Origin of the sequence: Burkholderia sp. AU16482 (assembly GCF_002223285.1) — a bacterium.
Lineage (GTDB): Bacteria > Pseudomonadota > Gammaproteobacteria > Burkholderiales > Burkholderiaceae > Burkholderia > Burkholderia semiarida.
The window spans coordinates 1,791,891-1,816,794 of sequence record NZ_NKEY01000006.1; the positions used below are offsets into that span (position 1 = coordinate 1,791,891).

25 protein-coding genes and 1 tRNA gene are annotated in these 24,904 nt (G+C 68.9%); 18 read left to right on the plus strand and 8 right to left on the minus strand.

All coding sequences use genetic code 11. From position 1 onward, the window contains the following. Window positions 1-86: 86 nt before the first annotated feature. Window positions 87-1,637: a nodulation protein NfeD gene (locus tag CFB35_RS25340; protein WP_089465803.1), complete on the plus strand. Its 1,551-nt coding sequence runs from the start codon at window positions 87-89 to the stop codon at window positions 1,635-1,637. Further along, window positions 1,634-2,407, plus strand: coding sequence for a slipin family protein (locus tag CFB35_RS25345; RefSeq protein WP_059584516.1), 774 nt, complete (start codon window positions 1,634-1,636; stop codon window positions 2,405-2,407). The genes CFB35_RS25340 and CFB35_RS25345 overlap by 4 nt, the downstream gene beginning before the upstream one ends. Window positions 2,408-2,494: 87 nt before the next feature. Here CFB35_RS25345 and CFB35_RS25350 read toward each other — a convergent pair whose 3' ends face one another. After that, the gene (locus CFB35_RS25350; RefSeq protein WP_059584514.1) at window positions 2,495-3,772 is read right to left on the minus strand and encodes a haloacid dehalogenase-like hydrolase; all 1,278 of its coding nucleotides are present in this window, start codon (window positions 3,770-3,772) and stop codon (window positions 2,495-2,497) included. Window positions 3,773-4,266: 494 nt separating this feature from the next. Between CFB35_RS25350 and CFB35_RS25355 the strand changes: the two genes are divergently transcribed. The 5 genes from CFB35_RS25355 to CFB35_RS25375 all read left to right on the plus strand — a co-directional run bounded on the left by CFB35_RS25355 (window position 4,267) and on the right by CFB35_RS25375 (window position 8,931). Further along, entirely contained in the window at window positions 4,267-5,166 is a 900-nt protein-coding gene (locus CFB35_RS25355) for a M24 family metallopeptidase (RefSeq protein WP_059585092.1), read from the plus strand. Window positions 5,167-5,215: 49 nt separating this feature from the next. Then, window positions 5,216-7,003: an SDR family oxidoreductase gene (locus tag CFB35_RS25360; protein WP_059584512.1), complete on the plus strand. Its 1,788-nt coding sequence runs from the start codon at window positions 5,216-5,218 to the stop codon at window positions 7,001-7,003. 29 nt (window positions 7,004-7,032) lie between these two features. Beyond that, window positions 7,033-7,938, plus strand: coding sequence for a metal-dependent hydrolase (locus CFB35_RS25365; protein ID WP_059584510.1), 906 nt, complete (start codon window positions 7,033-7,035; stop codon window positions 7,936-7,938). Window positions 7,939-8,017: 79 nt separating this feature from the next. Then, window positions 8,018-8,305: a hypothetical protein gene (locus tag CFB35_RS25370; protein WP_059525440.1), complete on the plus strand. Its 288-nt coding sequence runs from the start codon at window positions 8,018-8,020 to the stop codon at window positions 8,303-8,305. Window positions 8,306-8,556: 251 nt separating this feature from the next. After that, complete coding sequence (locus CFB35_RS25375; protein ID WP_059585091.1) at window positions 8,557-8,931, plus strand: DUF2917 domain-containing protein; 375 nt, start codon at window positions 8,557-8,559, stop codon at window positions 8,929-8,931. A 160-nt stretch (window positions 8,932-9,091) separates the two neighbouring features. On the opposite strand, the gene CFB35_RS25380 is transcribed toward CFB35_RS25375, so the two are convergent. After that, window positions 9,092-9,370, minus strand: coding sequence for a hypothetical protein (locus CFB35_RS25380; RefSeq protein WP_006480752.1), 279 nt, complete (start codon window positions 9,368-9,370; stop codon window positions 9,092-9,094). 823 nt (window positions 9,371-10,193) lie between these two features. On the opposite strand from CFB35_RS25380, the gene CFB35_RS25390 reads away from it, so the two are divergent. Continuing rightward, window positions 10,194-11,495, plus strand: coding sequence for an NCS2 family permease (locus tag CFB35_RS25390; protein WP_059584507.1), 1,302 nt, complete (start codon window positions 10,194-10,196; stop codon window positions 11,493-11,495). Window positions 11,496-11,738: 243 nt separating this feature from the next. Here the strand turns inward: CFB35_RS25390 and CFB35_RS25395 are convergent, their stop codons facing one another. Together CFB35_RS25395 and CFB35_RS25400 are read right to left on the minus strand one after the other, a co-directional pair. Next, window positions 11,739-12,026, minus strand: a complete 288-nt coding sequence (locus CFB35_RS25395) for a DUF1488 domain-containing protein (protein ID WP_006486743.1) — start codon at window positions 12,024-12,026, stop codon at window positions 11,739-11,741. Window positions 12,027-12,266: 240 nt separating this feature from the next. Then, window positions 12,267-12,542: a DUF2964 family protein gene (locus tag CFB35_RS25400; protein WP_226291178.1), complete on the minus strand. Its 276-nt coding sequence runs from the start codon at window positions 12,540-12,542 to the stop codon at window positions 12,267-12,269. A 184-nt stretch (window positions 12,543-12,726) separates the two neighbouring features. Between CFB35_RS25400 and CFB35_RS25405 the strand changes: the two genes are divergently transcribed. The 8 genes from CFB35_RS25405 to CFB35_RS25445 all read left to right on the plus strand — a co-directional run bounded on the left by CFB35_RS25405 (window position 12,727) and on the right by CFB35_RS25445 (window position 18,164). Next, window positions 12,727-14,631 (plus strand): sigma-54-dependent Fis family transcriptional regulator, encoded by a 1,905-nt coding sequence (locus CFB35_RS25405; protein ID WP_059584505.1) that lies wholly within the window; start codon window positions 12,727-12,729, stop codon window positions 14,629-14,631. A gap of 79 nt (window positions 14,632-14,710) precedes the next feature. After that, window positions 14,711-15,013: a 2Fe-2S iron-sulfur cluster-binding protein gene (locus CFB35_RS25410; RefSeq protein WP_059584503.1), complete on the plus strand. Its 303-nt coding sequence runs from the start codon at window positions 14,711-14,713 to the stop codon at window positions 15,011-15,013. A 58-nt stretch (window positions 15,014-15,071) separates the two neighbouring features. Continuing rightward, window positions 15,072-15,566: an SRPBCC family protein gene (locus tag CFB35_RS25415; RefSeq protein WP_059585090.1), complete on the plus strand. Its 495-nt coding sequence runs from the start codon at window positions 15,072-15,074 to the stop codon at window positions 15,564-15,566. Window positions 15,567-15,658: 92 nt separating this feature from the next. Then, window positions 15,659-16,036 (plus strand): DUF2946 domain-containing protein, encoded by a 378-nt coding sequence (locus tag CFB35_RS25420; protein ID WP_059584501.1) that lies wholly within the window; start codon window positions 15,659-15,661, stop codon window positions 16,034-16,036. Window positions 16,037-16,329: 293 nt separating this feature from the next. Further along, on the plus strand, window positions 16,330-16,695 hold the full coding sequence (locus tag CFB35_RS25430) for a copper resistance protein CopC (protein WP_059584499.1): 366 nt from the start codon (window positions 16,330-16,332) through the stop codon (window positions 16,693-16,695). Window positions 16,696-16,787: 92 nt separating this feature from the next. Next, a complete protein-coding gene (locus CFB35_RS25435; protein WP_059584498.1) occupies window positions 16,788-17,231 on the plus strand; it encodes a copper chaperone PCu(A)C in 444 nt (147 codons plus the stop codon). Between the two features lie 31 nt (window positions 17,232-17,262). Further along, window positions 17,263-17,436, plus strand: coding sequence for a hypothetical protein (locus CFB35_RS35105; RefSeq protein ID WP_164725533.1), 174 nt, complete (start codon window positions 17,263-17,265; stop codon window positions 17,434-17,436). A gap of 98 nt (window positions 17,437-17,534) precedes the next feature. After that, on the plus strand, window positions 17,535-18,164 hold the full coding sequence (locus tag CFB35_RS25445; RefSeq protein WP_059584495.1) for a LysE family translocator: 630 nt from the start codon (window positions 17,535-17,537) through the stop codon (window positions 18,162-18,164). Window positions 18,165-18,178: 14 nt separating this feature from the next. Here CFB35_RS25445 and CFB35_RS25450 read toward each other — a convergent pair whose 3' ends face one another. Beyond that, window positions 18,179-19,492 carry a leucine-rich repeat-containing protein kinase family protein gene (locus CFB35_RS25450; protein WP_059584494.1) on the minus strand — a complete coding sequence of 438 codons (1,314 nt, stop codon included), beginning with the start codon at window positions 19,490-19,492 and terminating at the stop codon, window positions 18,179-18,181. Window positions 19,493-19,636: 144 nt separating this feature from the next. On the opposite strand from CFB35_RS25450, the gene CFB35_RS25455 reads away from it, so the two are divergent. After that, window positions 19,637-19,721: transfer RNA gene (locus CFB35_RS25455), tRNA-Leu, on the plus strand. 74 nt (window positions 19,722-19,795) lie between these two features. Here the strand turns inward: CFB35_RS25455 and CFB35_RS25460 are convergent. Further along, window positions 19,796-20,668 (minus strand): LysR family transcriptional regulator, encoded by an 873-nt coding sequence (locus CFB35_RS25460; RefSeq protein ID WP_089465715.1) that lies wholly within the window; start codon window positions 20,666-20,668, stop codon window positions 19,796-19,798. Between the two features lie 139 nt (window positions 20,669-20,807). Here CFB35_RS25460 and CFB35_RS25465 point away from each other — a divergent pair, with 139 nt between their 5' ends. Next, on the plus strand, window positions 20,808-22,049 hold the full coding sequence (locus tag CFB35_RS25465) for an MFS transporter (RefSeq protein WP_060011878.1): 1,242 nt from the start codon (window positions 20,808-20,810) through the stop codon (window positions 22,047-22,049). 73 nt (window positions 22,050-22,122) lie between these two features. Here CFB35_RS25465 and CFB35_RS25470 read toward each other — a convergent pair whose 3' ends face one another. Both CFB35_RS25470 and CFB35_RS25475 read right to left on the minus strand, forming a co-directional pair. Then, on the minus strand, window positions 22,123-23,370 hold the full coding sequence (locus tag CFB35_RS25470) for a RhtX/FptX family siderophore transporter (protein ID WP_060011880.1): 1,248 nt from the start codon (window positions 23,368-23,370) through the stop codon (window positions 22,123-22,125). Between the two features lie 22 nt (window positions 23,371-23,392). Next, on the minus strand, window positions 23,393-24,904 hold the full coding sequence (locus CFB35_RS25475; RefSeq protein ID WP_089465716.1) for a PepSY domain-containing protein: 1,512 nt from the start codon (window positions 24,902-24,904) through the stop codon (window positions 23,393-23,395).

The following is a 24,904-nucleotide window of genomic DNA, read 5'->3' on the forward strand; positions in this document are numbered from 1 at the left end:
CCGAAACCGCCTAATCTTCAAGCATCGGGCCCACGCCCTTTTCGCGAGCCGGACGGCACGCGGCCGTGCGCCGCCCGGACGTCCCGATGCGCTTTCACCGTCATGGGCCGCCGCCGGCGCCTGCCGCGGCCGACGGCCGCCCCCGTCACCCGCTGTCCGCGCGGGTCGCGCGCGCCGCGCTGTTCGCGGCGCTGCTCGTCGTGTGCGCCGCGGTCGCCGCGCCGCCATCGGCCGACGCGCCCGCCGCGCATCCGGTCGTCGTGATTCCCGTCAACGGCGCGATCGGCCCGGCCAGCGCCGATTTCATCGTGCGTTCGCTCGCGCGCGCCGCCCGCGAGCACGCGCCGCTCGCGATCCTCCAGCTCGACACGCCCGGCGGCCTCGATACGTCGATGCGGCAGATCATCAAGGCCATCCTCGGCTCGCCGGTGCCGGTCGCCGCGTTCGTCGCGCCGGGCGGCGCGCGGGCGGCGAGCGCGGGCACCTACATCGTCTATGCGAGCCACTTCGCGGCGATGGCGCCCGGCACCAATCTCGGCGCGGCGTCGCCCGTGCAGTTGGGCATCGGCGGCGCCGCGCCGCCGGGCGCGAACCCCGCCGCGCCCCATCCCGCCGGTGCGTCAGGTGCATCGGGTGCGTCCGCCACGCCGGCCGCGCTGCCGACCGATACGCAATCGACCGAGATCCGCAAGGCGATGCAGGACGCTTCCGCGTACATCCGCGGCCTCGCGCAGTTGCGCGGACGCAATGCCGAATGGGCCGAGCGCGCGGTGCGCGAGGCCGTGAGCCTGTCGGCGAACGAGGCGCGCGCGCAGCACGTCGTCGACCTGATCGCGCAGGACGCGGCCGATCTCGCGCGGCAGCTCGACGGCCGCGCGGTGACGACCACCGCCGGCACGCTGCGTCTGGCGACCGCGCATGCGCCGCTCGTCGCGCTCGCGCCCGACTGGCGCAGCCGCTTCCTCGCGATCATCGCCGATCCGAACGTCGCGCTGATCCTGCTGACGATCGGCATCTACGGCCTCTTCTTCGAATTCGCGAACCCCGGTTTCGTGCTGCCGGGCGTCGCCGGCACGATCTGCCTGCTGGTCGGACTGTTCGCGATGCAGTTGCTGCCGGTCAGCTATGCGGGCCTCGGCCTCGTGCTGCTCGGGCTCGGCTGCCTCGTCGCGGAGGCGTTCCTGCCGACCTTCGGCGTGCTCGGGTTCGGCGGAATCATCGCGTTCACGATCGGCGCGCTGATGCTGATCGACACCGACGTGCCCGGCTACGGGATTCCATGGCCCGTGATCGCGAGCCTCGCGCTCGGCGGCGGGCTGCTCGTCGCGGGTGTGTCGGGCGTCGCGCTGCGCGCGCGGCGCCGCCCGGTCGTGACGGGTGCCGAGGCGCTGCTCGGCAGCATCGGCGAAGTGCTCGACGACGGCCTGCAGCCGGACCAGCCGCCAGGCGCGGCCGGCGCCGTGCCGTCGGCCGCCGGCTGGGCGCGCGTGCACGGCGAGCGCTGGCGCGTGGCGAGCAGCACGCCGCTGGCCGCCGGCTGCCGCGTGCGCGTGACCGGCCGCCACGGGCTGACGCTGACGGTCGCGCCGCTCTACGACGTGCCCGCGCCGGTCCATCCCCAGGGAGAACCTTCATGATCGGTTACACGTTCGGCTTCAGCAGCGTCCTCATCGTCTTCGTCGTGGTGCTCGTCGCATCGTCGATCCGCATCTTTCGCGAGTACGAACGCGGGGTCGTGTTCATGCTCGGCCGGTTCTGGAAAGTGAAGGGGCCGGGGCTCGTGCTGATCATCCCGATCGTCCAGCAGGTCGTGCGGATCGACCTGCGCACCGTCGTGTTCGACGTGCCCGCGCAGGACGTGATCACGCGCGACAACGTGTCGGTGAAGGTCAATGCGGTCGTGTATTTCCGCGTCGTCGATCCTGAGAAGGCCGTGATCCAGGTCGCGCGCTTCTTCGAGGCGACGAGCCAGCTCGCGCAGACGACGCTGCGCGCGGTACTCGGCAAGCACGAACTCGACGCGCTGCTCGCCGAGCGCGAGCAACTGAACGCGGACATCCAGAAGACGCTCGATGCGCAGACGGATGCGTGGGGGATCAAGGTGTCGACGGTCGAGATCAAGCACGTCGACCTGAACGAGACGATGATCCGCGCGATCGCGCGGCAGGCCGAAGCCGAGCGCGAGCGGCGCGCGAAGGTGATTCACGCGGAAGGCGAATTGCAGGCGTCGGAAAAGCTGCTGCAGGCCGCGCAGCGGCTTGCGCTGCAGCCGCAGGCGATGCAGTTGCGCTACCTGCAGACGCTGACGACGATCGCGGCGGACAAGAACTCCACGATCGTGTTTCCGTTGCCGGTCGATCTGCTGGGGGCGTTGCTGGATCGGTTGGGCCCCGCGCGCGAGCGTTGAGACGCGCGCGTGCCGGGCCACATGACGCCGCGGCCGGTGCCGATGGGCGCGGGGGCCGACGCCCCGCCCCCCGGCGCCCCGCCCGCGTCAGGCCAGCAGCTTGCGCTCGGCCTTGCCGTACTTGATCGACTTCTCGTCCGGAATCATCAGGCCCGTGTGCTCGTCGCGGCCCTGCAGCAGGAAGCGTGCGTCCGGGTTGCCGATCTGTTCGGCCGCGAGCTTGCTGTCCGCGCCGATCTCGCCCTTCTTCATCCGGTTGACGATCACGCCGGCCGCGGTGTCCTTGAAATCGCGCAGCATCCACGCGTCGCCGTCGCTGTCGCCGAACACCAGCAGCGGGCCGTAGCCCTTCTTCGACGCGAGGACGTTGCGAATGCCCACCGTCTTGCCGGGCCCCCAGTTGAAATGCCAGCCGGCCGGATAGGTGCTCGTGTACTTGCCGTCCTGCATGTCGAGACGCAGGCCGATCACGTTCTCGGGCGGCACGCCGTAGCCGTAGTTCGGATTGCCGGCAAATACGCGCACGACGTCGTCGAGCGACGCGGTGCTCACGTACACGTCGATGCCGTTCGCGCGCAGCGTATGCATCACCGCGCGGATTTCCTCGTGAATGCGGATGCCGTGGAAATGCGTGTCCGCGACCACGCCGGCCTTGCCCGGCAGCGTCTTCGGGCTTTCGTAGCGGACCTTGCGCAGCGCGTCGCCGATACCGTAGTTGTTCGACGCTTCCGCCATCGCCTGCAGCTCGGCGGTCGTCATGTTCTTGTAGAAGTAGATGATCCACTTGTAGCCGACTTCGAGCGGATGCGTGTCGCAGATCGCGTCGTACATGAAGTACAGCTTCGCGCGAAAATCCTTGAACTGGTCGGTCTCGCGGATCTCGTCGAGGCTCTTGTCGCCGCCGAGGCCCTTGTAGTTCGCATGGAGCCAGCGGTAATCGGACTCGACGTCGGCGGCGAGGTCCTCCATCGTCACCGGCTTGCCGTCGAGCGTCGTGTAGTCCTTCATGAACGCGCCCTTCGGCACGTCCTTCCACATCACGCCGACGAATTCATCCGGCGTCAGCTTGTACTGCAGATGGTTGATCTGGTACATCAGCAACGCCTCTTCACAGTCGTTCATGATGCACGTGTTGTCCCAGTCGAACACCGCATACGGGCGGCGCTTTCCGTCGTAGTGCGCGCTCGCGACACCATGCCGGTCGAGCACCGCCTGCAGGCGCGCGGCGTTGAACGGCGACCAGCGGCCCGGGTCCAGCGCGTCCGGCGCGGCTACGCTCTTCGCGCCGGACGTGCCGGCCTTGAGCATCAGCGGCGTCGCGGCGGTCGCCGCGGCAAGGGTGTTCATGAACCGGCGGCGCTGCATGGTCTCTCTCCGTGGAAATGTCGAATCGGCTTCGGTCGCCCCGCGCGACGCGCGACACACCGGCCCCGCGAAGCCGCAAAGGCTTCGAATCCGGGCGCATGATGTGACGAAATTATTTCGGCAATTTGACAGCGTCGCGCCACGACACGACGGAGAGTTGATCCGGCGCGACATCCCGGGCCCGTGCGGCGCTCCCCGGCCGGCCCCCGCCGCTCGAGACGCGTGCGCAGCGATGGACATCCGGCCCCCACCGCCGGAAACCTAGAGCAACCCCTCCATTTCGACCCTTCATTAGGAGAAGCCCTCATCTCCGGGCGCTGGCGCGCGACGTCGAATCGGCTATTATCGTTACATCACACAATGGCACATTAAATGCTGACTGAATAATCCGCCTCCGAATCACCGGCGGAAGCGTTCCGGATCAGCGCCCAGCCTTGCACAAGGACCCGCATCGCGCCGACACGCAAACGCGGGCCGACACATGGAGACGCATCATGACCGCCCACCATCCGCTGCCGGAAGTCCACCTCGACGAGCTGCCGCAATTCCGCGCGGTCCAGCAACTGGCCTACCGCTGCGTCGAGACCGTCGGCGCGATGCTCTACCCCGGCATCACCGAGAAGGAAGCCGCGCGCCTGCTGACCGAATGGCTGCAGGATCACGGCGTGCACGACTGGCTGCACAAGCCGTTCGCGTGGTTCGGCGACCGCACCGCATTCGACGGCTTCTCGGGCCTCAAGCACATGGGCGGCTTCAATCTCGCGTTCTTCCCGAGCAACCGTCAGCTCGAAACCGACATGCCGGTGATCCTCGACGTCGCGCCCGTGCTCGACGGCATCGTCGCCGATGTCGGCTATGCGCACTGCGTCGGCCGCAACCCGATCCTCGAGCAGTTGCAGGACGACCTGATGGACCACCGCGACATGATCGTGCGGCTCGTGAAGGCGCGCCGGTCGATGGCGGAGGTCGCGCAGGAAGTCGACGCGCTGTGCCGCCGCCAGGGCGTCGACCCGCGCCACAAGGCCTATCCGTTCAAGGTGCTCGCGCATCGTGTCGCGAAGATCCACAAGCTGTCGAAGCCGCGCTTCGTCGCGCGCTTCGGGCTGAACGCGACGCGCAACCTGCTGCTCGACCAGGGCCGCGCGGCGAAGCAGCAGGGCTGGTCACCGCTGTGGTCGATCGACCGCCGCTCCGAGCATGCGCCGGTGCCGGGCCTGTGGGCCGTCGAGCCGCATCTCGGCTTCGCGGGCGTCGGCGCGAAATTCGAGGAACTGCTCGTGATCACCGACGACGACGCGTACTGGCTCGACGACGACCTGCCGCACGTGCGCCGCTGGCAGCGCCGCCAGGCCGAGCGCGCGCAGGCGGCGGCGAACGTGCCGGCCGCCGCTTGACACGCACGTCACGCGCCCTCCTCCCGACTCCCTGAACGACGGACTCACGATGCAGCCTCTTTCCGACGAAGCGCCGCTGGCCCTGTTCGAATCGGTTCACAGCGAAACGGCGGTCGCCTCCGGCGACCTGACGCTCGCGGTGCGCACCTGGGGCGACCCGGCCCGCTCGCCGGTCGTGCTGGTGCACGGCTATCCCGACGACAGCAGCGTCTGGCGGCACGTCGCGCCGCTGCTTGCGCGCAAACACTACGTGATCGCGTACGACGTGCGCGGCGCGGGCCTGTCCGGCGTGCCGACGCGCACGGCCGACTACCATCTCGCGAAGCTGACCGACGATTTCGTCGCGGTGATCGACGCGCTCTGCCCCGGCCGCGCGGTGCACCTCGTCGCGCACGACTGGGGGGCGATCCAGGGCTGGGAATTCGTCACCGATCCGCGCCTGGCCGGCCGCATCGCGTCATATACGTCGTGCTCGGGCCCGTGCCTCGACCACGTCGGCTTCTGGCTGCGCGAACGCGTGCTGCACCCGACGCCCGCGTCGCTGGCCAGGCTCGGCGGCCAGCTCGTGCGCTCGTGGTACGTCTACCTGTTCCACCTGCCGCTCCTCCCCGAACTCGGCTGGCGGCTGTGGCTCGGCCGCGCGTGGCCGGGCCTGCTGCGCCGGATCGAGAAAACGCCCGCCACGCCGCGCCCGACGCAGGCCGACGACGGCGCGCGCGGCGTGCGCCTCTACCGTGCGAACTTCATCCGCTGCCTGTTCGCGCCGCGCGAACGCTATGCGCATGCGCCGGTGCAGACGATCGTGCCGCTCGGCGACAAGTACGTGAGCCCCGCGCTGTCCGAGAACCTGTCGCGCTGGGTGCCGCGGTACTACCGCCGCGAAGTCGCGGCCGGCCACTGGCTGCCGCTCGCCGATCCCGCGCGCTTCGCGGATCTCGCCGGTCAATTGATCGATTCGGTCGAATCCGGCGACGAACCGCCCGCGCTCGCGAACGCGCGCCGCCGCGCGACCAGCGGGCGCTTCAGCGGCAAGGTCGCGGTCGTCACCGGCGCGGGCAGCGGCATCGGCCGCTGCGCGGCGCTGGCCTTCGCACGCGAAGGCGCGACGGTCGTCGCATGCGACATCGATCTCGCGAGCGCCGAGCGCACCGCGCTGCTCGTCGGGCTGACCGGTGCGCACGCGCATGCGAAACGCGTCGACGTCGGGTCCGCCGACGAAATGGAAGCGCTCGCGACCTGGGTCGGCAGCGAACTCGGCGGCGCGGACGTCGTGATCAACAACGCGGGCATCGGGATGGCCGGCGGCATCCTCGACACGAGCACGCGGCACTGGGAGCGCATCCTGCACGTGAACCTGTGGGGCGTGATCCACGGCTCGCGGCTGTTCGCGCAGCAGATGGCCGCGCGCGGCGCCGGCGGGCACATCGTCAACACCGCGTCGGCCGCCGCGTTCGGGCCGTCGCGCGACCTGCCCGCGTATGCGACGACGAAGGCCGCGGTGCTGATGCTCAGCGAATGCATGCGCGCGGAACTCGCCGGGAAAGGCATCGGCGTGACGGCCGTGTGCCCCGGGTTCGCGGAAACGGGAATCATGGCGTCGACGCACTACGCGGGTGCGAGCGCCCAGGACGAAGCGCGGCTGCGCAAGCGCGCGACCAGGCTATACCAGATGCGCGGCCTGAAACCCGAAACCGTCGCGCAGGCGATGATCGACGGCGTGCTGCGCAACCGCCCCGTCGTCGCGGTCGGCGGCGAAGCGCACGCGATGCGCTTCGTCGGCCGCTTCATGCCGTGGCTGGGCCGGATGATCGCCCGCGTCAGCATGGCATCGCATTGACGGCGCACGACGCCGCACAGGGAGACGACATGAACGATACCGCCGACTACCACAAGATCAGGGCCCGACACGTGAAGTTCGACTTCAGCGACACGCCGGTCACCTGGGTGCCGAACGATCCGGGCAGCACGCACATCATCAACACGCTGAACCTGCTGTTCCCGGAGGGCGAGCTGTGGTTCTGCCGCGTCTACAACAAGGCGCTGCCGTTGATCGCCGATGCGCGACTGCGCGACGAAGCCGAAGGCTTCCTGCGCCAGGAAGCCGTGCACTCGCGCTCGCACGGCGGCGTGCTGAAGCACTACTACGACCGTCACGGCATCGACACGAAGCCGTTCACGCAAAAGCTCAACCGGTTGTTCACACGCGTGCTCGGCGAACGGCCGCTCGGGCTGAAGATCGGCCATACGCGCTTCTGGCTGCGGCAGCAACTGGCCGTGATCGCTTCGCTCGAGCATTTCTTCGGCTATCTCGGCAACTGGGTGCTCAACGCGCACGGCCTCGACGAAGGCCATGCGGACCCGACGATGGTCGACCTGCTGCGCTGGCATGGCGCCGAGGAAGTCGAGCACCGCACCGTCGCGTTCGACATCTACCGGCACTTGGGCGGCACCTATCCGGAGCGCTGCGTGCACATGGCGTTGGTGATCCTGCTGCTGCTCCACTACATCACGACCGGCGCGAAGTTCATGTACCGGCGCGATCCGGACGCCGGCCGCTACCCGGGCTTCGTGCTCGCGTGGTGGCGGGGTTCGCGGCGCGGGCACCTGCCGTCGTTCTGGAAGGTGATCGGCGCGGCGCTGCGCTATTTCAAGCCAGGCTATACGCCGCACCACGAAGGTTCGACCGAGCAGGCGCTCGCCTACCTCGCCCGCTCGCCGGCCGCCCAGGCGGCCGCGCACGGCGGCAACTGGGGCACGACGAAAGGCGCGTGACCGGGTTGCCGGCCGGTTCGGCGGGCGGCGCCCGCCGAAATGCGTACAATCGCGGCTTCAATTTCCCGGAGGTGCCGCGATGGCCATGAAGAAAACCGATCTCGAAAAGAACAAGGCGCTCAAGCTGACGCACGCGATGAAACAGTCGAGCTCCGCGCGTTTCGGCAAGGGCGCCGAAGAAGCGGCCAAGCTGGACCGCCGCGCGCAGCGCAAGCTCGACCAGGAACAGGGCCTCGTGCCGTTCGCGTGCAAGCTCAACGCGGAGCTGGTCGAACAACTGAAGGCACGCGCGGCCACGCACCCGGAAGGGATGACGGGCCTGCTGTCCGAGCTGCTCGTGAACGGCCTCGCGCAACGCGACGCGTAATTGCCACGTATCTCGAAATTTCCGTTGACAGGGCCCTGCGGCCACGACACACTCGTTCGCATGCCTATGCTCAAGCCCATCGCCATCGCGCATCAAAAACGAGTGAACGCCCATACGTGGCGATCGCCGGGGGCGCTTGTGCATTAGCATCGAGATTTCAGTCATGCATGTCACGAGGCCTCGCCGGAACCGGATGAGGCCTTTTTGTTTTGTTGCGCGTCATCCCGCCCGGCTCAACGATGGAGATGACGATGGACCAAGCAAGCCGGCTGGTTGTTTGCCCCGATCGGTGCCGCACCGATACGATCTCGTTGCCGAGAGTCGAGTTGCATTTCACGGTCGCGCCGCGCAAGACGCTGACGTGGCGCGCGCAGCACGACGCCGAGATCCGCGTGCATGATGCGACGCTGTGGATCACGCGGCTCGGCAGCGTCGACGATTACTGGATCCGCTCCGGCGACGTGCTGCGCGTGCAACGCGGCGAACGCGTGTGGATCGGCACCGACGGCGACCAACCGGCGCAGGCATCGATCACGACCGCGTACGTACGGCACGGCGAACGCGTCAGGCGCACGCTCGCGCAAGTGCAACGTTTGCTCGTGAAGGTAGGGAGAAGGAGCGGATGAGCGGCGCGCCGTTACACGCACGATACGCGGAACGGCCGCGACCGGAAACGGGCGCACCCGCGGCGCAATGCGCCGCGGGTGCGCATCGAAGAACGCGGCACGCCGATGCGTGCCGCGAGCGATCGCGCGCCATGCGCAGCGAGAGGATGCTGCAGGTGCATCAGGTGCTGGCGGCGAGACGCGGGCCCGTGCTTCGTGGAGTGGAATCGAGGTCGGGGCGTTGCGCAGCCTGCGAGGTCACCCACGGATCGATGCCCTGCTTCTGCACCTCTTCGAGGAATGACACACGTGTGCGCCAGTAATCCGCCTGTAATTTCGCATCGATGACGCGCTGTTCGGCTGCGAACAGTTCCATGCGCGCCGTCACGAGCATCGACGCGGCGGTTTTTTCCGGCGTGGGGGCGTGTCGCATCGCCCAACGGCTGATCCAGTTCAACATGCTGACCTCCGTGATTACGGACGAACCCGCATCGGGCAATCGCAATCGGCCGTGCCTGACCGGCCGTGCGTGACTGGCCGCGCCTGCCCAAACGCGCAACGGCCTTGACCGCCATTCACCGCCTGGCCTGCACGGACTGCGACTTCCCCGCGTCGGCAATGATCGGCCGGCGTGTGCATGTGCGGTGTATCTATCCTAGAAAGACTTGCCGGTTTACGCGATGGGGTCTTGCATTCTTTTACACAGAAACCACAGTCGCCCCCGCATCGCGAAATGACAGTTGCGGACGGGACGGCTTCGGCGCACGATAATCCGGTCCCTGCCGCCGCCTGGACAGACGAATGGCCGCCGCACGCGGTTGCCGGGTCGTGTGTCCGCACCGGCGGCACACGTGCGTTCGCACGAACGCGCCGCCTGCACCGCATTCGTGCAGCATGCGGGCGCTCCGTTTCAGTCGCATGTCGTCGCGCACCGGGTGCGCGCGACGCAGCCGGCATGCCGTTGCGCACGCATCGGCTGGTTTCGCCCGCCTGCCGGGCGCCCCTTCCGCTCGTTTCCTTCGTTCCCGCCGTTTCGGCCATTTCCGCCGGCCGGTGCCGCACGAACCGGTAAAATGCGCGCCTTCGTCGCGCGGGCGGGCTGCCGGACCGTTTGCGCGCAGGCAACCGATCGTGCCCTCCAACTATATCGTCCGAGCTATCCACGCTATTACAATCCGCCGATAGCCGGACAATAGTGGCTGGTTACAGTTAGCCGGCCGCGCTGCCTGTACAACAATTCGGCACAACAATCAACACGACAACCCGACCGGAGAAACGCCTTCATGGAATCCATCAAGCGGTATTTCGGCTTCGCTGAAGCCGGCACCGATTTCCGCACCGAAATACTCGCGGGCGTCACCACGTTCCTGACGATGGCCTACATCATCTTCGTCAACCCCGCGATCCTCGGCGACGCCGGCATGCCGAAGGAATCCGTGTTCGTCGCGACCTGCCTCGTCGCGGCGCTGGCGTCGATCATCATGGGGCTGTACGCGAACTACCCGATCGCCTGCGCGCCCGGCATGGGCCTGAACGCATATTTCGCGTACACGGTCGTCAAGGGAATGGGCTTCACGTGGCAGGCCGCTCTCGGCGCGGTGTTCATCTCCGGCTGCCTGTTCCTGCTCGTCACGCTGTTCCGCGTGCGCGAGGCGATCGTCAACGGCATTCCGAAATCGCTGCGGATTTCCATTACCGCCGGCATCGGCCTGTTCCTCGGCATCATCTCGCTGAAGACGTCGGGCGTGATCGTCGGCAACCCGGCCACGCTCGTCACGCTCGGCGATCTGCACAAGCACGAGACGATCCTCGCGATCGTCGGCTTCTTCGCGATCGTCACGCTCGACCATCTGCGCGTGCGCGGCGCGATCCTGATCGGCATCATCGGCGTGACGATCCTGTCGTTCTTCTTCGCCGGCAACCAGTTCCACGGCGTGTTCTCGGCGCCGCCGTCGATCGACGCGACGCTGTTCAAGCTCGACATCGGCGCCGCGCTGTCGACCGGCATCATCAACGTGATCCTCGTGTTCTTCCTCGTCGAGCTGTTCGACGCGACGGGCACGCTGATGGGCGTCGCGAATCGCGCGGGCCTGCTCGTCGAAGGCAAGATGAACCGCCTGAACAAGGCGCTGCTCGCCGACAGCACGGCGATCGTCGCGGGCTCGGTGCTCGGCACGTCGTCGACCACCGCGTACATCGAAAGCGCATCGGGCGTGCAGGCCGGCGGCCGCACCGGCGTGACGGCCATCACCGTCGCGGTGCTGTTCCTCGCGTGCCTGTTCATCGCGCCGCTCGCCGGCGTCGTGCCGGGCTACGCAACCGCACCGGCACTGCTCTACGTGTCGTGCCTGATGCTGCGCGAGATGGTCGAGGTGCCGTGGGACGATGCGACGGAAGCCGTGCCGGCCGCGCTGACCGCGCTGCTGATGCCGTTCACGTACTCGATCGCGAACGGCGTCGCGTTCGGCTTCATCGCGTACGGCGGCCTCAAGCTGCTGACGGGCCAGGCGCGCACGGTCAAGCCGATCGTGTGGATCATCGCGGCCGTGTTCCTGTTCCGCTTCTTCTATCTCGGCAGCGAGTAAGCGCGGAACGCACACCGGCGCGACGCACGATGAAAACGCCACCTTCGGGTGGCGTTTTCGTTTTCGCACGATTGCTCTGCGATCCTCATGAATCGACGTGCACGAGCGCGCCGACGCTCGGGCAATCCCGCACGGCCCGCATACGAAAATGCCGCGCGGCCCCGCCGAACGGCATTGCGTGAAGGCAATGTCCTCGCGTGCGCCGCGCTCGAGCGCATGCGCCGCCGGACGGACGTCGTGTCGTCAGCGCCAGTTGGCCTCGTAGAAGCGCACGTAGCCGCTGCGCAGCGTCACGCATTGCGCACGTGTCTCCGACAGCAGGCGCCGTGCGGCCGCCTCGATGCGCTCACGATGCTGGTCGAATGCGCCGACCATGTCCTCGAAGCGCGGCGATGCGGCGCCGAAGTGGTCTTCCAGCGCCTCGGCGGTGATCTGGCACTGGACGCGCTCGCCATTGACCAGTGCCGTGAACCCCAGCATCAGGTCACGCCCCGAATACTCGGGCTTCTCGTTCGTGAAATGGATCTGCATGGGCGCTGCCTCGACCGGTAGAAAACGAATGACCGCGTCCGTCGTCCGCTACCGGCCGGACGAAATGCACGCGGGCTCGCCGGCGGAGGCCCCGGCCGCGGAGTGTGGCGCGGTCGATGCATGCCGGTTGAATTCCACTTTAGACGGTTTCGCGCGGGAGACAAAAAATTCGGTGTGCGTCGTTCCGACGCGCATTTCGTCTGATCTGCGCGGCATCCGGCACTGTTTCGCCAACGGACGTCAGTGCGGATCGGTCGGCCAGACGTTGAGCGCGATCGCGGCGGTCGTGACGCCCACCGCAATCGCGGCCGCCCCGTATCTCACCGCATCGGTCAGATCGAACAGCAACCCGTGGATCGCCACGGCAATGCCGCCCAGCATGATGAAAGTGGCGATGGCCGCCAGCACGACTCTCAGTTCCGCCCGAACCATGATGCGTCTCCCGAACGGATGCATGTCGCGTCGCATGCATGTTGCACCGCGGAACACGGCGCGCGCGTGCTCCATTTCCATCATTGCAGGCGGGCGCTTAAAAGCAAGGGGATTTTGTTGGCAGTCGCGCATCGCACGTGGCGCTTGTATGATGATGCGTACCCGGACGGACGGCTGGCGCGCCGAATGGTGCGCCGCGAGCGGAGCCGCACTGCGCCGCCGATGCCGATCCGGTTGCCCCGGCGGCCCCGGGAACAGGAGACAAACCATGCCGCAACCCTTCGTGCTGCCCGCCACCGCCGGGCGTACCGACCTGCTCGCGCAGGCGCATGCGCGTTCGACCGCGGTCGGCCTGCGCGCGCACGAACGCCCCGATTTCTCGCCGCTGTCGCGCGTCGCGCTGCGCGAACTGCTCGACACGAATCACACGCTGTTCTCGCACGCGCGACCGGTGATGGAGGACCTCCACGCGCAGATCGCCGATACGCAAAGCCTCGTGCTGCTGACCGACGCCGACGGCGTGATCCTGCACAGCATCGGCGATGCGGACTTCATCGAGAAGGCAAACCGCGTCGCGCTCTGCGACGGCGTGTCGTGGGCCGAAGGCGCGCGCGGCACGAACGCGATCGGCACCGCGCTCGCGTCCGGCCAGGCCGTCGTCGTGCACGGTTCCGAACATTTCCTGCGCGCGAACCATATCCTCACCTGCGCCTGTGCGCCGATCGTCGATCCGTTCGGCCGCACGCTCGGCACGCTCGACGTGAGCGGCGACCCGCGCGGCTCCAGCCCGCATACGCTCGCGCTCGTGCGGATGTCGGCGCAACTGATCGAGAACCACCTGTTCGCGAACCAGTGCGGCGAAGCGCTGCGGCTGCGCTTTCACGCACACGAGGATTGCGTCGATTCGCTGTTCGCCGGGCTCGTCGCATTCGGCGCCGACGGCAGGCTGATCGCCGCGAACCGCAGCGCCCAGTTTCAGCTCGGCGCGTCGTTCGACACCCTGCAGCACCAGGCCAGCGACGCACTGTTCAGCATGCGCTTCGGCGAGCTCGCGCGGCAGGCCGCCCGCGCGCCGGGCGCCACGTTCCGCCTCACGCTGTCGACCGGCGTGCGCGTGCTCGCACGCTGCGAATTCCCGGAAGCGCAGAAAACGACCGTCGCCGTCACGCCGCCCGCGCCGGCCGCACGCATGCGCGCACCGGACCCCGATGCGATCACGTTCGCGACGCTCGACACCGGCGACGCGCGCATGGCCGCCGTGCTCGAACGCGTCGCGAAGATCCGCGGGCGCGACCTCCCGCTGCTGATCCTCGGCCAGACCGGCACCGGCAAGGAATGGCTCGCCCGCGCGCTGCATCAGGCGTCGCCGCGCGCGGACGGCCCGTTCGTCGCGGTCAACTGCGCGGCGCTGCCCGATTCGCTGATCGAGGCCGAGCTGTTCGGCTATGAAGACGGCGCGTTCACCGGCGCACGCAAGCGCGGCAGCCCCGGCAAGATCGCACAGGCCGACGGCGGCACGCTGTTTCTCGACGAGATCGGCGACATGCCGCTCGCGCAGCAGGTGCGGCTGATGCGCGTGCTGCAGGAGCGCGCGGTGATGCCGCTCGGCGGCGCACGCGCGGTGCCGGTCGACGTGCGCGTGGTGTGCGCGACCCACCGCGACCTGCGCGCGATGATCGCGGAGGGCACGTTCCGCGAGGATCTGTTCTACCGGATCAACGGGCTCGCGGTCACGCTGCCGGCGCTCGCGACGCGCACCGACCTGCCCGCGCTCGTCGAACGGATCCTCGCGCGGCTCGCGCGCAGCGAGCCGATGCCACGCCGCCTCGCGGCCGACGTGCTCGACGCGTTCGCGCGCCACCGCTGGCCCGGCAACCTGCGGCAGATGACCAACGTGCTGCGCACGGCCGGCATGCTCGCCGAAGACGAAGCCGAGATCACGCTCGCGCATTTGCCCGACGACTTCTGGCTCGACTGCGACGATGCGCCGGCTACGCCGGAAGCAGCCACATCGATCCCGTCGGCCGGCAGGCGCGAAGGCACGACGCTGCAAAGCCATCAGGCCGCGATGATCGATGCAGTGCTCGCGCGGCATGGCGGCAACGTATCGGCGGCCGCGCGCGAGCTCGGCCTCGCGCGCAATACCGTGTACCGGTATCTGCGGCGCCACTGACACCCGCGGCGGGCGGCCGTCGGCCGCCGGCGGGTTCGGGTATGCTTGGCGCGATGCCGCCGAACCGCCCGCTTCATTCATGACCGATCCAGATCACCCGCCCCTCGTGCGCGTCGACCCGCTCGGCGCAACCTTCGACGCGCCCGATTCGCTGACCGTGCTCGAAGCCGCCGCGTTCGCGCGCGTGTCGCTGCCGCGCTCGTGCCGCAACGGCACGTGCCGAAGCTGCCTTTGCCGGATCGTCAGCGGCAGCGTACGCTATACGATCGAATGGCCGGGGCTCTCCCGCGAGGAAAAGGCCGACGGCTATACGCTGCCGTGCGTGGCCGTCGCGACGTCGGATCTCGTGCTCGACGTGCCCGACGCGGTCATGCTCGACTAGACGCGGCGTGCGCCCGCGCACGTCGTCCTGCAACGCTCGATCCTGCATGGAGAACGTGATGGCCCAGCCAACCGATCGCATCGAAAAACAGACGCTGCTCGCCGCACCGCCCGACCGCGTCTGGGCGGCCGTCAGCGATTCCGACGAATTCGGCCAGTGGTTCGGTGTCGCGTTCGACGGCCCGTTCGAGGCCGGCCAGCCGCTGTTCGGCCGCATCACGCCGACCCGCGTCGACGACGACGTCGCCAAGGCGCAGGAGCCCTACGCTGGCACCGTGTTCGAAATCGTCGTCGATCGTATCGAGCCAAAACGACTGTTCTCGTTTCGCTGGCATCCGTTCGCGATCGATCCGAATGTCGATTACGCGTCCGAGCCGATGACGCTCGTCACGTTCACGCTCGCGGCGCAAGCCGGCGGTACGCTGCTCACGGTCACCGAAACAGGCTTCGACCAGTTGATCGAAGCGCGTCGCGCGACGGCGCGCGACATGAACGACCAGGGCTGGGCCGCGCAGATGACGCTGATCGCGAAGTATCTGGCGAAGCACGCGTAGCGCGCCGCGATGCCGCACGCGCCGACCGACTCGCGAATCGACGTGCGTGGCATAATCGGCTCCATCGTCGTCCACCCGCCGCCGCGCATCGCATGCTGAGTCGTCGTCTCCGGAAGATCGGCAGTCTGATCGGGATGCTCGCCATCCTGATGACGGCGCTCGCGCCGACGATCTCGCAGGCGCTGACCACGCAAGGGCGCGTCGACGCACTGCTGGCCGGCTACTGTTCGGCCGCGCCGGCCGCTGGTGACCGCTCCGCCGACGCGTCGACGAAAAATCTGCAGGCCCATCTCCAGGCATGCGGCTACTGCAGCCTGCTTGCCCATACGCCCGCGCTGCCCGCGCCCGAGTTGACGTTCGCGGCCCACGTGCACGCGATCGCGCATCGCGCGGCAACCCGCTTCGAAAGCCTGCGCCGCGCGCTGCCGCTCACGGCCGCGCAACCGCGCGCTCCGCCGTTCCCGTCCTGATCCGTCGTCATTGCGCGTGATGCCGCAGCGCATCGCGCAGCCCGCGCACGCCGCCTGCGTGCGCGACATGTCACGTTTCGAAGGACGATCATCATGTGTCACCCTGCTGCGCGCGGCGTCGTGCCGGGCGCATGGTTGGCCGTCTGTGGCCCGGATGGCCGCGCCTGCATTCGCGCGCATGCGAATGTCCGGCCGCGCACGTCCGTACCGACCGCCACCGGCCGCGATGCCGCGCGCGCAGCCGTCCGTCGAATCCGTCTGTTCCATCCGATTCGTCACTCGCTCATCCACCCATGAAAACCGCCACTTTCGCTCGCGGCGCACTCGCCGCGCTCGGCTTCGTCATCATCCACGCCGCCCATGCGCATGCGCTTCCGAAAACGCAGGACCCGGCCCCCAACGCCACGCTGTCGAGCGCGCCGCACGCGGTCACGATCGATTTTGGCGAGACGCTCGAGCCGGCGTTCAGCTCGATCGCCGTGACCGACAGCCACGGGCAGTCGGTCGTCGACGGGAAGTCGGCCGTCGATGGCGGCAACCGGAAGCGGATGCGCGTCGCGCTGACGAGCCTGAAGCCCGGCACCTACACCGTCGCGTGGATCGCGGTGGCCAGCGACGGCCATCGCACGCACGGCCGCTACGCATTCACGCTGAAGTAACGCATGTCACCCACGCGATGCGCGTCGGCGCTCGATGCCGGGCGCATTCGCATCGATGCCCTCGGCATCGCACCCGACAAGGAGAACACACGATGAAACACTCGATTCCGACCGGCCTGCTCGCGGCGCTGGCGCTGCACGCGTCCGCCACGTTCGCCGCGCCGGCCATCCAGGCCGACGCCTGCTGGATCCGCACGATGCCGGCGACGGTGCCGTCCTCCGGCTACTTCACGCTGAAGAACGACGGCGACGCACCCGCGACGCTGACCGGTATCGACACGCCCGCATACGGGATGGCGATGGTGCATGAAACGCGGACGAGCGGCAGCACCGCGAAGATGGTTCACGTCGACTCGGTGGTCGTACCCGCGCATGGCACGCTGACGTTCAAGCCGAAGAGCTATCACGTGATGCTGGAGGAGCCGCGCCAGGCCGTGGCGCCTGGCGCGAAGGTGCCGGTCCGGCTGCATTTCGCGGACGGCTCGACCGTGTCCGTGACCTGCGACGCGAAGGCGCCGACCTACGCCGGCCAGTAACGCCGCCGGCTCACGACAGAAGGAGATGCTGATGAAAAACCGCTTGCCGCTGGCCGACCTGATCGTCCGCTACCGCACGCCGCTGAATGTCGCGGTACTGATCGCCTGTGGGTCATGGGCCGCGTGGATCGCGTGGATGACGCGGCCGGCCGCGATCGACACGCCGCCGTCGATTCCCGCGTACTGCATGCGCGACGCGCGCTGACGCGCGGCGACCGCACGGTTCCGGCGGCGGCGCGCGCCATTATTGGCGTGGCACCATCGCTTCACCCCAACCGCCGGAACCGCCTCTCGGAGCGCCGCATGTCCATTCAGACCTGGATGTTGTTTGCCGCCGCCTATCTCGCCACGACGCTGTCGCCGGGGCCCAACGTGCTGCTCGTGATCCGCAACACGGTGCGCTACGGCGCGCACGGCACCGCCGCGACGATCGCCGGCAACCTCGTCGCGCAGGGCGTGGTCGTGCTGCTCGTCGCGCTCGGCGTCGGCGCGGTGCTGGCCGCGATGCCGCCGCTATTCGTCGCGATGAAGGTGATCGGCGCCGCGTACCTGATCTTCCTGGGTGTCCGGCAGTTGCGCGGCGACCGCCGCGCCAGCACATCGAGCAACGCCGCGGAGATCGCCGTGCCCGATCGCCGGAAGCTGTTCCGCGAAGCGCTGCTCGTGTCGGGCAGCAATCCGAAGACGATGATCTTCCTGTCCGCGTTCATGCCGCAGTTCATCGTGCACGACCGCCCGCTCGCGCTGCAGTTCGTCGTGATGTACGCGACGATCGCCTGCATGGTCGTGGTCGTTCACAGCGTCTATTCGGCCGGCGTGCGCCGCCTGCATCGCGGTGTCGGCATGAGCCGCGCGGTGCGCGCGCTCAAGCGCGCGAGCGGGCTGCTGTTCGTCGGGCTCGGCATCAAGCTGCTGACCGCGCGGCACGCGTAAGCCGGCGCCCTCCGTCAGCGCATCCGAGCGGCCAGCGCGGCCGTGATCTCGTCGAACGACGGCCGCGCATCGACGTCCTCGTTCACGCACGCCGCCGCCAGCGCGTCGAGCGCGCCGGTGCGCGATTCGCAGCGTTCGAGCAATTCGCCGAGCAGATAGCCGAACGCGCGCACTTCGAGCCGCTCGAACCTTGCGCCGCGCGTGCGCTCGTTCACGTCGTACAGCGAAGCCGCCCCGAAATCCCCGAGCAGCGCGCCGCCCGAGCCGTCGTGCAGGATGTTGTGCGCATACAGGTCGCCATGCATGATGCCGCGCGCGTGCAGATGGCCGGCCGCCGACGCGATGCCGTGCGCGATCCGCAGCGCTTGCGCCGGATCGAATGTCGCATCGGCGGCATAGACGTCACGCGTGCACGACGCGAAGCTCGGCGGCCCGGCGAGGTTCGTCAGCGCAGGATCGACCCGCTCCATCACGAGGCCGTGCGTGCCGTCCGGATGCCCGCGCACCTTGCCGATCACCGGAATCAGGTTCGGGTGGCGGCCGGCATGCAGGCACGCGGCCATTTCGCAATCGGGCAGGCCGTCGCTCGTCACCGCACCCTTGAACAGCTTCACCGCGACCGTCCGTGGCGGATGGCCGTCCGCACGCCATTGCGCGCGATAAATGACACCCGACGCGCCCTCGCCCAGTTCCTGTTCGCACGACAGCGCGGCCCAGTCGATCTCCGCGACGTCCGGCCCGGCGGACGCCGCGGCCTCCGGCGCCGCGCCGAACGGATTGCCGGCCACCGCAAGCCATGCGAGACGCGGCAGGCGCGGCAGCCACTCGGGCAACGCGTCGAGCCGGTTCGCCGACAGGCGCACCAGTTCCAGCGCGCGGCAGGCGGCCATTTCCACGGGTAGCGCACGCAACTGGTTGCCGGCCAGCATGAGCTTCTGCAAGCGCGCACAGTCGCCGATATCGGCCGGCAGTTCGTCGATCGCGTTGTCGGTCAGGATCAGCCAGCGCAGCGCACGCGGCAGCGCGCCGCGCGGCACGGTGCGGATCCGGTTCGCCTTGAAGCCGATCATGTCGAGCCGATCGCACGCGCCGAGCACGTCGGGGAACGCGGTGAAGCGGTTGCCCGACGCGAACAGGATGCGCAGCCGATGCAGCCGCGGCAGGTCGTCCGGCAGCGCGGACAGCGCATTGCCGGTCAGGTCGAGCACTTCGAGCGTATCGGCCAGATCGAAGATCTCGCGCGGAAATTCGGTCAGTCCGCACGCGAGCTTCAGTTGCCGCGCGCCCGACAGTTGTCCGGCCTGCAGTTGTTCGAGGGTGTGGGTCACGGGGAGAAAAACGGGTGGCGGTTGCGGGGACCCGTCGGGTCGATCGGATGAATTCTACCGGGATCGATCGGGCGCCCGTACACGACCTTGCCATACCCCCTTCACAAACGCGCGATGTGACGTTAGAATTGCGCCCCTTGCAGTGCCGACGTGGTGAAATTGGTAGACACGCTATCTTGAGGGGGTAGTGGCGAAAGCTGTGCGAGTTCGAGTCTCGCCGTCGGCACCAGATGCGTTTTCCTCGCATTCCCGCATTTCCGAAACCCGCGACAGCACACGGCTTCGCGGGTTTTTTGTTGCCCGCTACGCGAGCAGCAGAAAATTCCGCACCACCGCGGACGGCTCGTCGCACCGCGACGCAATGGCGAGCCTCGCGCGAAACCGGTTGCCCGCGAACGGCCGGTATACGACCCCGGGCACCTGCACCTGCGTAATCGCCTTCGGCACGACCGACACGCCGAGGCCAGCCGCCACCAGCGTCACCGCGGACGCGATCTGCGGCGCCGGTTGCCCCATGCGCGGCTCGAACCCGGCAGCCTTGCACGCCGCGACGATATCGTCGAACAGCGCGGCGCCGGCCGCGCGCGGCACCTGCACGAACGACTCGTCGGCGAGTTCCGCCAGTTCGACGCGCCGCCGCTGCGCCAGCCGGTGCGCGACGGGCAGCGCGACGAACATCGGCTCCTCGTCCCAATCGGATACCCGCAGCGTCGCGGCGACACGGCGCTCCGGCCGCACGATCGCGACGTCGAGGCGCCCGGCCTCCAGCGCCTCCAGCAGCACACCGGACGTCGCTTCCTGCAACGTCAGTTCCGCATCCGGAAACGCCTCGCGAAAGCGGCGAATCAGACCCGACACTTTCGGATTGAACGCGGCCGTCCCGGTGAAGCCGACGCGCAGATGGCCGGTTTCCCCGCGCGCGGCGCGCCGGGCCGCCCGTGCCGCGCGCTCGGCATCGTCGAGCACGCGCCGCGCCTCTTCCGCGAAAACTTCGCCCGCCAGCGTCAGCTCGGCGCCGCGCGCGGTGCGTTTGAACAGTTCCACGCCGAGCTCGTTTTCGAGCGCCTTGATCTGCTGGCTCAACGGCGGCTGGCCGATGCCGAGCGCTTCGGCGGCCTTCGTGAAATTCGACGCGGCCGCGACGGCCAGAAAGTAGCGCAGATGCCGGAGTTCCATGCGTGACGTGACCTCGCGATGAGTCGGGCTGGCCTGCCAGCCAGTGTTAAAACATATTGCTGCGGTTCATTTCATATATTGGACATATATATGACCGTGCGCAAGAATTCGTGTATTCCGTCGCACATCGAGTGCCCTCATGTCCTCCGCTTCGATTTCCCGCTCCATGCCCGGCACGCAGAACACCACGCCCGATGCGCTGCCGGCCGGCGTATCCCCGCGCTCGGCCGCGTACAAGCGCATCGCGTTCGCGCTGTTCCTCGCCGGCTTTGCCACTTTCTCGCTGCTGTACTGCGTGCAGCCGCTGCTTCCCGCCTTTGCACGCGAGTTCAACGTCGGCGCGGCGTCGAGTTCGCTGTCGCTATCGCTGTCGACCGGAATGCTCGCGGTGTCGATCCTGTGCGCGGGCGCGCTGTCCGAACGGGTCGGGCGGCGCGGGCTGATGTTCGCGTCGATGACGCTGGCCGCGCTGTTCAACCTGCTCGCCGCGTGGTCGCCGAGCTGGCACCTGCTGCTGCTCTGTCGTGCGCTCGAAGGCTTCGCGCTCGGCGGCGTGCCGGCGGTGGCGATGGCCTATCTCGCGGAAGAAATCGCCGCCGACGGGCTCGGCCTGTCGATGGGGCTCTATGTCGGCGGCACCGCGTTCGGCGGCATGATCGGACGGATCGGGATGAGCGCGCTCGAGGAGCACTTCTCGTGGCGTACGGCGATGCTGTCGATCGGCGTCGTCGATCTGCTCGCGGCGCTCGCATTCGTGATGCTGCTGCCGGCGTCGCGACGCTTCGTGAAGCGCACCGACCTGACGCTGCGTCACCACCTGCGGCTGTGGCACGCGCAATTGCGCCACGCACGCCTGCCGTTCGTGTTCTCGATCGGCTTCCTCGTGATGGGCGCGTTCGTGACGATCTACAACTACGCCGGATTCCGGCTCATGGCCGCGCCGTTCAACCTGAGCCCGACCGCGTGCGGGCTGATCTTCGGCGCGTACCTGTTCGGCATGGTGTCGTCATCGAGCGCCGGCGCGCTCGCCGATCGCCTCGGGCGCGCGCCGGTGCTGGTGAGCGGCATCGTCGTGTTCGCGGCGGGCCTCGCGCTGACGCTGTCGCATTCGCTCGTCGCGATCGTCGTCGGCATCGTGCTCGTGACGATCGGCTTCTTCGTCGCCCATTCGGTGGCGAGCGGCTGGGTCGGCGCGCTCGCGGGCGCCGCGAAGGGGCATGCGGCTTCGCTGTATCTGCTCGCCTACTATGTCGGGTCGAGCGTGCTCGGCTCGGTCGGCGGCGCGTTCTGGCAACACGGCGCGTGGGCGGGTGTCGCCGCGTATGTCGCGGTGCTGCTCGTCATCGCATTGCTGGCGGCGCGGCGCTTGAGCCGCGCTTGAGCCACACGCGATGTGGCGCACTACGGCACGGTGCGCACCCCGCACCCCGCACCGTGCGCCGGCCGCGCAGCCGTCACGACACCAGCGCATCGTCCCCCTTCATCGCATACGCGGCCTCGCGCCGCCGCAGCTTCATCGCGATCAGCGCCGCCAGCACCGCCAGCGCGACGCCGGTGAGAAACCCGCCCGTATAACCGACCTTCGCGGTCAGCGACAGGATCGTCGACGACGCGATCAGCTCGCCGAGATCGCGCGTGCTCTGCACGGCCGTCACGTCGGTGCCGGCCTGATCGCTGCCGCCCGCGAAGCGCATGCCGGCCGTCATGATCGACACGGACGTGATGCCCGTCGCCAGCGAGCCGAGCACCGTGCAGAGCCATGCCCACGACGGCGACACCGGCAGCCACCCGCTCGCCTGCGCGAACCACAGCAGCGCCGCCGCGCCCGCGCAGCTCACGCCGGCCGTAAACGCGCGCCACAGGCCGAGCGCCCTGACGAGCCACGCGCCGCCGCCGCATCCGAGCACGACCGTCACGACACCGCCGGCCATCCCGAGTTTGCCGATCGCGTCGAGCGACCAGCCCGCGTCGTTGAGGAACAGCTTCGACAGGCCGAAGCCCGATACGGCCGTCATCGCCGACAGCAGCGCGAGCGACAGCAGCGACCACGAGCGCGGCCGCTTCGCGAAGCGCACGAGGCTCGCCGCGTGTTCGGGCCGGGCGCGGGCACGATCCGCGTCGCGCGGCAAGAGCCACAGCACGCAGACGAGGCTCGCGAGCGGGACGGCCGCCAGCGCGAGAAACGCGGTTGACTGGCCGAACAGGCCGATCAGCGTCAACGTGCCCGCGCCGCCGCCGAAGAAGCCGATCATCACGCCCGCGATCTGGATCGCGTTGATCCTCGCGAGCGCGTCGCCGCTGAAATGCTCGGCGGCCATGCCGTCGTTCGCGATGTCCTGCGTCGCGCTCGCGAACGACGCGACGGCCAGCAGCCCGACCGCCCAGCCCGCCGTCGCGACCGTCATCCCGATCTGCGCGAGGCTGACGAGACACAGCACGACGATCGTCTGCATCGGCAGCATCCAGCTGCGCCGGCGGCCGATGCGGGGCGACCAGCGGTTGTCGACGACCGGCGCCCACAGGAATTTCACGACCCACGGCAGGCCGACGAGCGGCAGGAACGCGAGTGCGTGAAGCGGCGCGCCGTCGTGGCGCAGCAGCGTCGGCATCGCGTCCATCGCGATGCCGATCGGGATGCCCTGTGACAGGTACAGCAGCGTGATCGTGATGACCAGGCGGCGATGTTCGAGCATATCGCGCATCGGAGTCTCCAGTTGCATGAGGTTAAAAAGGTTCGGCGCCGGCCGGCATGCGCGCCGGCTGCATCGCGTCGCGCCGCGGACGGCGCGCCGCCCGCAGCAGCAACGCGCCGAATGCGACGAGCGCCAGGTCGATCGGCCAGTACACGAGTCTGCCCACGCCCAGCAGCGCGAGCGCGCAATGGGTCGCGCCGGCGAGCGCGTAGGCGGCGCCGGCCGCACGCATCAGCACACGCAGCCATGCCGCGCGATCGGCGACACACGCGGCGAGCGCAATCGCGCCGCCCCACACGGCCCAGAACAGCAGCGCGAGCGCATGATCGACGTGCACGCCGTCGGGCAACGCACGGCCGGCGAACAGCAGCGCGCCGCCGGCGAGCACGAGCCCGCCGCACACACCGACCGCGGCGGCAGCCAGCACGTGCGCCGAGCGATCGCGCTGCGCGCGCCGCCGCTCGATCCACAGATGCAGCCCCGTCGCGCACAGCGCGCACGCGGCGAGCCCCATCAGGAAATGCAGCACGCGCAGCACTCCACCGGCCGCACCGACCCAGCCGTATTGCGCGAAATGCAGCGGCTGTACCGCGATGAACGCGCGCAGCCAGAAGCCGCGGCCGCGCGACGTCGCATCGGCGAGCCATTGCCCGTCCGTCGCGCGGTACAGGTGGCGCTCGAACACGGCCGTGCTCGGCAGGCCCGCGCGCGTGCCGGCGATCTCGACGCGCGCATTCGCATCGCCCCAGCGATGCAGCACGACGGCTTCGGGCCGGAAATCCGGCCGGCGCGCCGCGTCGCGCCGCAACAGCGCATCGAGATCGGGCGCATGCCGCCACGGGCCGCCGGCCTCGACGGGCGGCGGGCCGCCGAGCAGTTCCGCGAACGCACGCTGCGGCTGCCCCGGATACGCGATGCCCGCGAGCGACACCGTGCCGAGCGCGCCGAGCCCCGACAACGCGCCGGTGAACGCGAACAGCACGAGCCACGGCATTCCCCACAGGCCGATCCACGCGTGCAGGTCGAACAGCGCGACGCGCAAGCCGTTGCCGCGCCGGATGCGCGCCGCGTCGGGCCAGCGCTTGCGATGCACGACGACGCCCGCGACGATGAGCACGAGCAGCACGATGCCCCACAGGCTGACGAAGATGCGCCCGGGGAAACCGGCGAACAACGTCTTGTGCAGCGTGACGATCACGGTCGCCCGCCCCGTATCGGGCAGCGGCGCGCCGGTCGCCGGATCGAGCGCGAGCGTGCATGTCTGGCGCGCGTCGCAGAAGCGGATGGCCGGATCGTCCGGCCGCGGCAGCACGATGCGCGCGTCGCGCAACGCCACGCCGAGCGCCGCCGCGCGCGCGACGAGCGCATCGAGCGGCAGCGTCGGCCGTGCGACGGCGACCGATGGCGGCCGCCACCAGCCCTGCATCGAATCGAACGCGAGACTCCAGGTGCCGCTGAACAGCACGACGAACAGCACCACGCCGAACAGCGCGCCGGCGCCGCGATGCAGCGCGCGCCAGCGCGAACGCGACGACGCGTCCAT

Bases quoted from the DNA above. Each gene is read 5' to 3' on its own strand.
- CFB35_RS25375 (WP_059585091.1), top strand. From the start codon at position 8,557: ATGGACCAAGCAAGCCGGCTGGTTGTTTGCCCCGATCGGTGCCGCACC.
- CFB35_RS25400 (WP_226291178.1), bottom strand. From the start codon at position 12,542: ATGATGGAAATGGAGCACGCGCGCGCCGTGTTCCGCGGTGCAACATGC.
- CFB35_RS25410 (WP_059584503.1), top strand. From the start codon at position 14,711: ATGACCGATCCAGATCACCCGCCCCTCGTGCGCGTCGACCCGCTCGGC.
- CFB35_RS25380 (WP_006480752.1), bottom strand. From the start codon at position 9,370: ATGTTGAACTGGATCAGCCGTTGGGCGATGCGACACGCCCCCACGCCG.
- CFB35_RS25365 (WP_059584510.1), top strand. From the start codon at position 7,033: ATGAACGATACCGCCGACTACCACAAGATCAGGGCCCGACACGTGAAG.
- CFB35_RS25345 (WP_059584516.1), top strand. From the start codon at position 1,634: ATGATCGGTTACACGTTCGGCTTCAGCAGCGTCCTCATCGTCTTCGTC.
- CFB35_RS25355 (WP_059585092.1), top strand. From the start codon at position 4,267: ATGACCGCCCACCATCCGCTGCCGGAAGTCCACCTCGACGAGCTGCCG.
- CFB35_RS25395 (WP_006486743.1), bottom strand. From the start codon at position 12,026: ATGCAGATCCATTTCACGAACGAGAAGCCCGAGTATTCGGGGCGTGAC.
- CFB35_RS25430 (WP_059584499.1), top strand. From the start codon at position 16,330: ATGAAAACCGCCACTTTCGCTCGCGGCGCACTCGCCGCGCTCGGCTTC.
- CFB35_RS25420 (WP_059584501.1), top strand. From the start codon at position 15,659: ATGCTGAGTCGTCGTCTCCGGAAGATCGGCAGTCTGATCGGGATGCTC.
- CFB35_RS25435 (WP_059584498.1), top strand. From the start codon at position 16,788: ATGAAACACTCGATTCCGACCGGCCTGCTCGCGGCGCTGGCGCTGCAC.
- CFB35_RS25360 (WP_059584512.1), top strand. From the start codon at position 5,216: ATGCAGCCTCTTTCCGACGAAGCGCCGCTGGCCCTGTTCGAATCGGTT.
- CFB35_RS25370 (WP_059525440.1), top strand. From the start codon at position 8,018: ATGGCCATGAAGAAAACCGATCTCGAAAAGAACAAGGCGCTCAAGCTG.
- CFB35_RS25340 (WP_089465803.1), top strand. From the start codon at position 87: ATGCGCTTTCACCGTCATGGGCCGCCGCCGGCGCCTGCCGCGGCCGAC.
- CFB35_RS25470 (WP_060011880.1), bottom strand. From the start codon at position 23,370: ATGCGCGATATGCTCGAACATCGCCGCCTGGTCATCACGATCACGCTG.
- CFB35_RS25475 (WP_089465716.1), bottom strand. From the start codon at position 24,904: ATGGACGCGTCGTCGCGTTCGCGCTGGCGCGCGCTGCATCGCGGCGCC.
- CFB35_RS25415 (WP_059585090.1), top strand. From the start codon at position 15,072: ATGGCCCAGCCAACCGATCGCATCGAAAAACAGACGCTGCTCGCCGCA.
- CFB35_RS25460 (WP_089465715.1), bottom strand. From the start codon at position 20,668: ATGGAACTCCGGCATCTGCGCTACTTTCTGGCCGTCGCGGCCGCGTCG.
- CFB35_RS35105 (WP_164725533.1), top strand. From the start codon at position 17,263: ATGAAAAACCGCTTGCCGCTGGCCGACCTGATCGTCCGCTACCGCACG.
- CFB35_RS25390 (WP_059584507.1), top strand. From the start codon at position 10,194: ATGGAATCCATCAAGCGGTATTTCGGCTTCGCTGAAGCCGGCACCGAT.
- CFB35_RS25445 (WP_059584495.1), top strand. From the start codon at position 17,535: ATGTCCATTCAGACCTGGATGTTGTTTGCCGCCGCCTATCTCGCCACG.
- CFB35_RS25405 (WP_059584505.1), top strand. From the start codon at position 12,727: ATGCCGCAACCCTTCGTGCTGCCCGCCACCGCCGGGCGTACCGACCTG.
- CFB35_RS25465 (WP_060011878.1), top strand. From the start codon at position 20,808: ATGTCCTCCGCTTCGATTTCCCGCTCCATGCCCGGCACGCAGAACACC.
- CFB35_RS25350 (WP_059584514.1), bottom strand. From the start codon at position 3,772: ATGCAGCGCCGCCGGTTCATGAACACCCTTGCCGCGGCGACCGCCGCG.